This is a genomic window from Brevibacterium salitolerans (assembly GCF_039531405.1).
GTDB lineage: Bacteria > Actinomycetota > Actinomycetes > Actinomycetales > Brevibacteriaceae > Brevibacterium > Brevibacterium salitolerans.
In genome coordinates this window covers 472,178-480,587 of record NZ_BAAAPZ010000002.1, presented here as the reverse complement: position 1 = coordinate 480,587, position 8,410 = coordinate 472,178, and the positions used below count along the sequence as shown (strand labels likewise).

Annotated in this window: 9 protein-coding genes; 6 read left to right on the top strand and 3 right to left on the bottom strand. The window is 71.1% G+C overall.

Going from position 1 to position 8,410, the window contains the following annotated elements; genetic code table 11:
* Window positions 1-1,344, top strand: a 1,344-nt coding sequence (locus ABD240_RS03230) for an SLC13 family permease (RefSeq protein ID WP_344335092.1), incomplete at its 5' end; no start/stop codon positions are given.
* Between the two features lie 31 nt (window positions 1,345-1,375).
* On the opposite strand, the gene ABD240_RS03225 is transcribed toward ABD240_RS03230, so the two are convergent.
* Window positions 1,376-1,564, bottom strand: a complete 189-nt coding sequence (locus tag ABD240_RS03225) for a hypothetical protein (RefSeq protein WP_291795388.1) — start codon at window positions 1,562-1,564, stop codon at window positions 1,376-1,378.
* Window positions 1,565-1,869: 305 nt separating this feature from the next.
* On the opposite strand from ABD240_RS03225, the gene ABD240_RS03220 reads away from it, so the two are divergent.
* The 4 genes from ABD240_RS03220 (at window position 1,870) to ABD240_RS03205 (ending at window position 6,682) form a co-directional block, all read left to right on the top strand.
* Window positions 1,870-3,342: a GntP family permease gene (locus ABD240_RS03220; protein ID WP_291795386.1), complete on the top strand. Its 1,473-nt coding sequence runs from the start codon at window positions 1,870-1,872 to the stop codon at window positions 3,340-3,342.
* Window positions 3,343-3,352: 10 nt separating this feature from the next.
* Window positions 3,353-4,786, top strand: a complete 1,434-nt coding sequence (locus tag ABD240_RS03215) for a four-carbon acid sugar kinase family protein (RefSeq protein ID WP_344335088.1) — start codon at window positions 3,353-3,355, stop codon at window positions 4,784-4,786.
* Between the two features lie 83 nt (window positions 4,787-4,869).
* Window positions 4,870-5,913, top strand: a complete 1,044-nt coding sequence (gene pdxA / locus ABD240_RS03210) for a 4-hydroxythreonine-4-phosphate dehydrogenase PdxA (RefSeq protein WP_344335085.1) — start codon at window positions 4,870-4,872, stop codon at window positions 5,911-5,913.
* A gap of 1 nt (window position 5,914) precedes the next feature.
* Complete coding sequence (locus ABD240_RS03205) at window positions 5,915-6,682, top strand: DeoR/GlpR family DNA-binding transcription regulator (RefSeq protein ID WP_344335081.1); 768 nt, start codon at window positions 5,915-5,917, stop codon at window positions 6,680-6,682.
* Here ABD240_RS03205 and ABD240_RS03200 read toward each other — a convergent pair.
* A complete protein-coding gene (locus ABD240_RS03200) occupies window positions 6,669-7,040 on the bottom strand; it encodes a DoxX family protein (RefSeq protein WP_291796979.1) in 372 nt (123 codons plus the stop codon). The genes ABD240_RS03205 and ABD240_RS03200 overlap by 14 nt on opposite strands.
* Window positions 7,025-7,729, bottom strand: coding sequence for a TetR/AcrR family transcriptional regulator (locus tag ABD240_RS03195; RefSeq protein ID WP_291796982.1), 705 nt, complete (start codon window positions 7,727-7,729; stop codon window positions 7,025-7,027). Before ABD240_RS03195 ends, ABD240_RS03200 begins: the two co-directional genes overlap by 16 nt.
* Window positions 7,730-8,147: 418 nt before the next feature.
* Here ABD240_RS03195 and ABD240_RS03190 point away from each other — a divergent pair.
* Window positions 8,148-8,410, top strand: a 263-nt coding sequence (locus ABD240_RS03190) for a hypothetical protein (protein WP_344335075.1), incomplete at its 3' end; no start/stop codon positions are given.

The window sequence follows — 8,410 nt, the reverse complement described above, 5'->3', positions numbered from 1 at the left end:
GTCGCGAAGGCCGGAGGCGGACGCACCAGACTCACCCTCATCATCGGGGTGACGGCAGGCATCCTCGGGGCCTTCATCAGCGTGAGCGGCACCGTCGGCGCCCTCCTCCCAGTGGTCGTGGTCGTGACCGTCCGGGCCGGGATCGTCCCCTCCAAGATGCTCATCCCCCTGGCCTTCCTCGCCAGCGGCGGTTCGCTGCTCACCCTCACCGCCTCGCCGGTGAACATCGTCGCCTCTCAGGCCGCGGCCTCCGCCGGCGGCAGGGAGTTCGGCTACTTCGAGTTCGCCCTCGTCGGCATCCCCCTCGTGGCTCTGACCATCGTCATCGTCCTGCTCGCCGGCGACAGGCTCCTGCCCGTGCGCACGACGGAGGCCATGGCGATGCCTGATCCCGTCAGCCACGCGCGCACGCTGCAGGAGAACTACCACGTCGACATCGTGCCGAAGGATCTGTTCACCGCGAGCGGCGGCGTCGCCGAGGTCCTCATCGCACCGCGCTCGTCGCTGATCGGGCGGAAGGTCGCACCCGGGATGACCACGAGCAGGGAGGACCTCGTCATCCTCGGCGTGCGCCGCGGGGAGGAGCAGAGCTCCGTGGTCCGCGGTGCGGAGGGCGAGTCGCACGCGATGGAGCTCCAGGCCGGGGACGCCGTGCTCGTCCAGGGGCCGTGGGACGCCCTGCGCCGCTACGTCGCCTCCCCGGACGTCATCGCGGTCGCGGATCCGCAGTCCTTCCAGCGGGCGGTGCCGCTGAGCCTCGGGGCCAGGCGGACCCTCGTCGTCTTCGCGGGCATGGTCCTCCTGCTCGCCACCGGGGCCGTCCCCACCGCCGTCGCCACCATGCTGGCCGCCGGCGCCCTGCTCGCCATGCGCGTGGTGAAGATCCCGGACGTCTACCGTTCGGTCCCGTGGAGCATCATCATCCTCGTGGGCGGCATGGTCCCCCTGTCCACGGCGTTCGTGGACACCGGCGCCGCGACGATCGTCTCGGACATCATGCTCTCGTTCCTGGGCACGGCCTCCCCGCACCTGGCCCTGCTCGCCCTCTGCCTGCTCTCGATGGCGCTGGGGCAGTTCATGTCCAACCTCGCCACGGTGCTCGTGATGATCCCGATCGCCACCGCCGTGGCACTCTCCACGGGGACCAACCCGGAGCCCTTCATGATGGGCCTGGCGATCTGCGGAGCCGCATCCTTCCTCACTCCGGTCGCCACGGCGGGCAATCTCATCGTCATGCGGGCGGGCGGCTACCGGTTCGGCGACTACTGGAGGCTGGGGCTGCCCCTCATGGCCGCCTACCTCCTCGTCGCCGTGCTGTACGTGCCGCTCATCTGGCCCTTCTGAGACGCGCGCCGGCGAGTGTGCCTGCGTGCCCTCAGTCGCAGGTGCCGTCCGCGCGGCACGCCGGACCGGACTCCAGGTCCCAGAGGTCGTCGAGACGGAGGACGCCGAGGCCGGGGTCGGATTCCTCCGGCACCGCCTCAGCCTCAATGGCCTCCGGCGCCGCCGTGGCCTCCGGCGCCTCGTCCCGTTCCGCTTCCCGTGCCCTCGTCCGCTCGCACATACCGTCGCCCTCCGCTCTCCTCACAGCCTGCCGCCCGCGTGCAGCACCCTGCTGGCCGCGCATCTGCGGGCTCGTCCCCAGAACGCCTGTGTCTCCGCGAGGATTCCGCCTCTAGTCCGGCACGGAGTCGTTCTGCGCACAGCACCTCTGCAGTCAGCACGTCTGCAGACAGCATTTCTGCGCAGAGTGAGCAACAAATGTGGAAACATTGAGTGATCCGTGCGTATACTCGCTCTGATTCCGCCTGCGCCGGTCACCGCCGCTCACCGCAGGGCCCCTCGATCCCGCAAGGAGCATCCCCAACCATGGATGTGCAGCTCTTACTCGCCCTCGTGCTAGGCATCGCGACGATCGTCGTGCTGGTCCTCCGGACCCGCCTCGACGCCTTCGTCGCCCTCCTCATCGCAGGACTCGTCACCGGCATCGTCGCCGGCGCGGACATCCTCGACACGATCACCTGGATCACCGACGGCTTCGGCTCCACGCTCGCAAGCGTGGGCATCGTGATCGGCCTCGGCGTCTTCATCGGCAAGATCCTCGAGGTCTCCGGCGGCGCCGACGCACTCGCCCGTGCGTTCCTCCGGATGTTCGGCAAGGGCCGCGAGCCGTGGGCGATGGGCACCGTGGGCTCGCTGGTCTCGATCCCCGTGTTCTGCGACTCCGGCTTCGTCATCATGAATCCGCTGGCCCGTTCCATCGCGCGCGTGAAGAAGGGCGCCTACGTCACCCTCGCACTCGCCCTGGGCTGCGGCATGACACTCACCCACCACATGGTCCCGCCCACGCCGGGCCCGCTCGCCGTCACCGGCCTCCTGGGCGCGGACATGGGCTCCGTCATCCTCACCGGCCTCATCTTCACCGTCTGCCTCCTCCCCCTCGTCGTCCTCTACGCCCGCTGGATCGGCCCCAAGCTGGAGGCGCGCCTCAACCCGCTGGTCGCGGAGGAGGTCTACGGCTCCGGCCATGACGTCGAGCTCGCAGCCCGCGGAGGCAGCAGCGACGGCGGCAGCCTCACCTCGGTGTCCACCTACAACCCCGAGGACCACCTGGGGCCCACCCCTCCCGGACGCAAGCCGCACCGGCCCAGCGCGCTGCTGGGCGCCCTCCCGCTCGTCCTCCCGCTGCTGCTCATCGTGGGCAACACGGTGGCCAGCGCCGTGGACAAGGCGAGCCAGGGCGTGCTCGGCGACGACGACGCGTATGTCGCCTCCGACTGGGCGCAGCCGCTCATCTTCTTCGGCAATCCCGTCATCGCCCTCACGATCGGCATCATCCTCGCCGTCTACGTCCTGCTCCCCCGCTGGACCCCGCGCAAGCAGGTCCACAACTGGCTCGCCGAGGCCGCAGGCTCCGCCGGCCTCATCCTCCTCATCACGGGTGCGGGCGGCGGCCTGGGCGCCGTGCTCCGCGAATCCGGCGTGGGCGCGGCACTCGCCGAGGCCGTCGCTGCGACCCCGCTGCCGGTGCTCTTCGTCCCCTTCATCATCGCCTCCGTTGTCCGCATCGCCCAGGGCTCCGGCACCGTCGCGATGATCACCGCCGCCTCCGTCTCCGCCTCCGTGGTGGCCGGCTCCGGCCTGGACCCGCTCGTCGCCGTGATGGCCTGCGTCTGCGGCTCGATGGTGTTCAGCTACTTCAACGACTCCTACTTCTGGGTCGTCACGAAGTTCACGGGACTGGACGGACTCGACGCCATCAAGGGCTGGTCCGGCATCACCTCCGTGGTCTGGGCCGGTTCGATCCCGCTGCTCATCGTCCTCAACCTCGTGGTCGGCTGAGGCGGGGCGCATGTCCGATGTCCTGATCGTGGGCGACGACCTCACGGGCTCCAACGGCACCGCCAACGGCATGGTCCGGCTGGGTCTGCGCGCCGGCACCATCCGCGCCGGCGCGGACCAGAGCGACCGCGCCGCGCGGATCTCCCCCTACCGGGAGGAGTTCGACGCCCTCGTCGTCACCACGGACTCCCGCCACCTGTCCCCCGCCCACGCCGCCTCGCTCACCCGCGAGGCCGTCCGTGCGGGGTGGCCTGCCCGGCTCGTGGCCTCCCGCTGCGACTCCACGCTGCGCGGCAACGTGGGTCCGCAGGCCGAGGCCGTCCTCCGCACCGTGGCAGAGCTCTCCGGCGCGGAGACCATCGGCCTCTGCGCCCCGGCGTTCCCCACCGCGGACCGGCAGACGCTGGCCGGGCTGCAGCTCATGGGCGGGAAGCGGCTGGAGCACACGGAGCTCGCCCGCGACGTCCGTTCCCCCATGACCACGTCCTCCGTGGAGGAGCTGCTCACCCGGGATGCGGACCTCACCTGTGCGCACATAGGCATCGCGGCGGTGACGGCCGGCGGGAGCACGCTCCGCGACGCTCTCGCCGCCGCACTCGCGTCCAGACCCGATGTGCTCATCGCGGACGCGTACACGGAAGCACACCTCGCGGCCGTCGCGGAGGCCGCCGCGGACGTGCGTCCCGAGGCGATGTGGGTCTCGATCGACCCGGGGCCGGGCACGTGGGCGCTCGCCGAGGCGCTGGGTCTGACCCGGGGGCACGGCACCGCGGACACCGCCGATGGCTGGGCCGGGGAATCTGCGCACACGACCGTGCCGGAGGCCCCCACGGGCTCCAGCCGACCCGACCACCGCCGCCCTGCGCACGATCCGGCCGCTCCGCTCCTCGCGGTCTCCGGCTCCGCGACGGAGCTCACGCGCCGCCAGCTCTCCCACCTGCGGCGCACGCGCACCTGCGAGGTCGTGCGCGCCCGCTACCGGCCCGGCACCCGCTTCCTCGACGAGGACGCCACCGCCGAGGCCGTGGCCGCCGCCTTCGCCGCTCTCTCCTTCCGGGGAGCCCAGGGGCGCACGGACGGCGCACCGGCCTCGGCTCCCGTGGTCCTGCTCGCGACCGTGCTGGACGAGACGGACCTCCTCGACCTCACCCACGAGGAGGGCGACGCCCTGCCGACGGCACTGGGCGCCATCGCCGCCCGCGTGCTCGCGGACACGGCGGTGCGGGGGCTGTACACCACCGGCGGCGACATCACGACGGCGGTGCTCGACCACGTGGACGGCGTCGGGATCGAGGTGCGCGGCGAGGTCGTGCCGCTCGCTGCGGCAGGCACCGTCGTGGGCGGTGCGCACCACGGCATGCCCATCGTCACCAAGGGCGGCCTCGTGGGCGCGGCGGACACCGCGGCCGTCTGCCTGGACGCCGTCGAGGCGCTCTCCGCATGAGCCCGGCCCGCACGCACCGGCGCTCTCCCACGGACACACCGTTCTCTCCAGACACACCGTTCCACCCTTCGGAAGGATCAGTCATGACCGCACCCGTCCTCGCACTCACTCCCGGAGATCCGGTGGGCATCGGCCCGGAGATCACCGCCGCCGTCCTCCACGAGCACTCCGGCGATCCGAGCATCCACGGCATCGCGGTGGCGGACGCCTCCGTCATGCGCCGCGCCGTCGAGGTCCTGGGCCTGGACGCGGAGGTCCGCGCCGTGGACTCCTGGGACGTGGCCCACCCCGGTGAGGGCGTCATCGACGTCTTCGACATCGGGGTCCTCGGCGACGAGCAGCTGGAGTGGGGCGTGGTCGACGCCCGCGCCGGCCGCGCCGCGGTGAAGTCCATCGAGATCGCCACGACCGCGGCGATGAATCAGCAGGTCGCCGGCATCGTCACGGGCCCCATCAACAAGGAGGCCATCTGGAAGGCCGGGTCGAAGCACCTGGGCCACACGGAGATGCTGGGCGAACTCACCGGCGTGACGAAGCAGGACACGATGTTCGTCGTCGAGCGCTCGCACGTGCCCGGACACCACATGCACGTCTTCTTCGCCACCCGCCACATGTCGCTGCGGAAGGCGCTGGACGCCATCACGCTGGAGACCCAGGCGGACTCGATCCGGCGCGCGCACCGCGCGCTCGAGGTCTACGGCATCGAGAACCCGCGCCTGGCGACCGCCGCGATCAACCCGCACGGCGGGGAGAACGGCGCATTCGGCGACGAGGAGATCGAGATCCTGCGACCGGCCGTGGAGCAGGTCAACGCCGACGGACTGCAGGTCGCCGGCCCCATCCCTGCGGACTCCGTGTTCCATCAGGGCCTCATGGGCCGGTACGACGGGATCCTCTCGCAGTACCACGACCAGGGCCACATCGCCGCGAAGACCTTCGACTTCGACGGCACGATCTCCGTGACCGTAGGGCTGCCCATCCTGCGCACCAGCGTGGACCACGGCACGGCGTTCGACATCGCCGGTCAGGCCAAGGCGGATCCGGGCACCATGCGCTCGGCGTTCCGCGCCGCGGTGGGCTACGCCCCGTTCGTGGACGGGATCCGCGCCGAGTACCTCCCCCGCTGACATGGCCCGGCCCCACCGCTCCACCCTGGAACGCCGCGAGGCGCTGCTGCGCCTGGTGAACTCCGGAACCGCGCGGGTCGAGGAGCTGGCGGAACGCTGCGAGGTCTCGCCGTCCACCGTGCGGCGGGACCTCGCAGCACTCGAGGCGGACGGCCACCTCTCCCGCACCTACGGCGGTGCGATCACCCCCGCCCCGTTCCACGACCGTTCGCTCACCGAGCGACTCGCCGTGAACACGGAGTCCAAGTCCGGGATCGGGCGCGCCGCGGTGGGTCTCGTGCACGCGGGTGCGACGATCTTCGTGGACGCGGGTTCCACCACTCTCGCCCTCGTGGACGCCCTCACGGACGTCGAGGACGTGACGGTGGTGACCCGCGGGCTCGAGAACGCGATCACGCTCGTGGGCAGGCCGGGGATCAGCGTGCACGTGGCGGGCGGTGCGCTCACACCGGCCTCCCACGGCACCACCGGCCCGCTGGCGCTCGAGGCCCTGGGCCGCTTCGCCTTCGACCTCGCCTTCCTGGGCTGCGACGCCGTCTCCGCGCTCCAGGGAGTGGGCGAGCCCACCCTGGAGGAGGCCTACGTCAAGGAGTTCGCCGCGCGGCGCGCCCACCGCACCGTGGTGCTCGCGGACGCCTCCAAGCTGCGCGTGCGCGGGGTCGCGGCGTGGGCGCCCCTGCCGGAGGGCTGGACCCTCGTGACCGATGCCCGCGACGAGGACGCACTGGAGCCCTTCGCCCGGGCGGGCGTGGACATCATCCGAGCGTGAGCACCCGCGCGGTGAGGACTCCCGCCGTCACCCCGGAGAGCGCGAGCATGCCGAGGCAGTTGAACCAGAACGCGCTTCCGAGGAAACCTGCGCGCAGATGGGCTGTGACGGCACAGAGGAAGTAGACGACCACGCCGGCTGCGGCTGCGAGGCTCATGCCGGGCACCCACACGCCGAGCACGAGGCCGCCCGCAGCCAGCAGCTTGACGACGATGAGCACCCACCACCAGTCCGCGGGGAAGCGCACACCCTCAAGGCAGTCGCGGACGAAGCGCGGCGGCCGCAGGGAGAGCAGCACGTCCCCGGCGAGCACTGCGGCGAGGAACAGGGTCAGCCAGAGGCTCAGCTGTGTGAGCATCGCTCTCCTCCCAGGGTCGTCCGGTCCGTGGCCGCGGTCACTGCGTCGACGGCCGAGGCCACCTCGGTCTCGATGCGTTCGAACGGGAGTGCACCGTGGGCGGCCGCGAAGAGCGCGCCCAGGTAGGCGAGATAGACGGTGCGGGCCGCGGCGCGGAGCCGGGGCGCGTCTGGGGTGGCAGTGCGTGCCACGGCGTGCGCCCGCAGGACCGCCTCGATCTCCGCTTCCAGCCGCTCGGAGAGGCCGTCGAATATCGCAGACGGCGTGCGGCCACGCATGAGCACCGCACCGTATTCGCGCGCCAGCTCGGGATCTGCGGTGAAGAACGAGACGAACGGCCGGATGAGGGCACCGATCACCCCTGCGGCGGAGCCTCCGCCGCCCGGTTCCCGGGGAGGCCTCTGCTCGTGGGAGCTGTGCTCGTGGATGCGACGTTCGTGGATGCGCTGCACCTCGGCCTCCACAGTGAGGACGAGCAGGCGCTCCTTGTCTCCCACCGCCATGACCCTGCCCACGCTCACCCCGGCCTGTGCGGCGATCCCCCGCACCGTGGTGGCTGTGAAGCCCTTCGAGGAGAACAGTTCCCTCGCGGCGTCGAGGATCGCCGCCTCGGTCCTGTCACGACGCGCATCGCGACGCGCCCTGCGCGGACGAGGAACCGGTCCAGGTGCCGATGCGAGATCATGCACCGGAGCAGCCTCCATCTCGCTGGAATGAACACGTTCACTGAACATGTTCACATCGTAGATGCGACACTCGCGGAGGGCAATGGACTCGTGGGATTGTCACCGGCGTGCCCGCGCACGCGGCTCCTCACCTGTGGCTTCAGTGCTCTCCGCGCGCGGTCGAGAGTTGTGTCCGTGCCTCACGATAGATTCGAACCAGATGAATCTTTGAAGCCGATCACACACGGTTGAGGAGGTGACGACGATGTCACCCGTTCCGCTGCCCGCACTCCCCCAGCAGCCTGCGCGCTCCCTTCCACGTGCCACAGCCGCGGGTGCCACAGCAGTGCATGCGACTGACGCGCTGCGCCCGCGGCGGGGCAGCCGGAAGCACCATGAGTACAACACCGGCCGCCATCACGCCGCCGCACAGACCCTGGTCGTGCCCGCCTGCACAGAGGTGGAGGCGGTGGAGATCGTGAGTGCGGATGACCTCTGTCAGCACCTCGCTCGCGGCACCAGCCTCTCCACGAGCGGTGCGCCCACTTCCGGCGGGTCCGGTTCCGGCGGGTCGCGCACTGGTATGCCTGCCCGGTTGCCGGTCTTCCACCGTCAGCCCGGGGAACTGCCTGCCGGAGACGACTGGCAGATGCTCGAATCACCCCACCACGCAGCACTTGAAACCCGCGCCACCGTCGAGTCGAT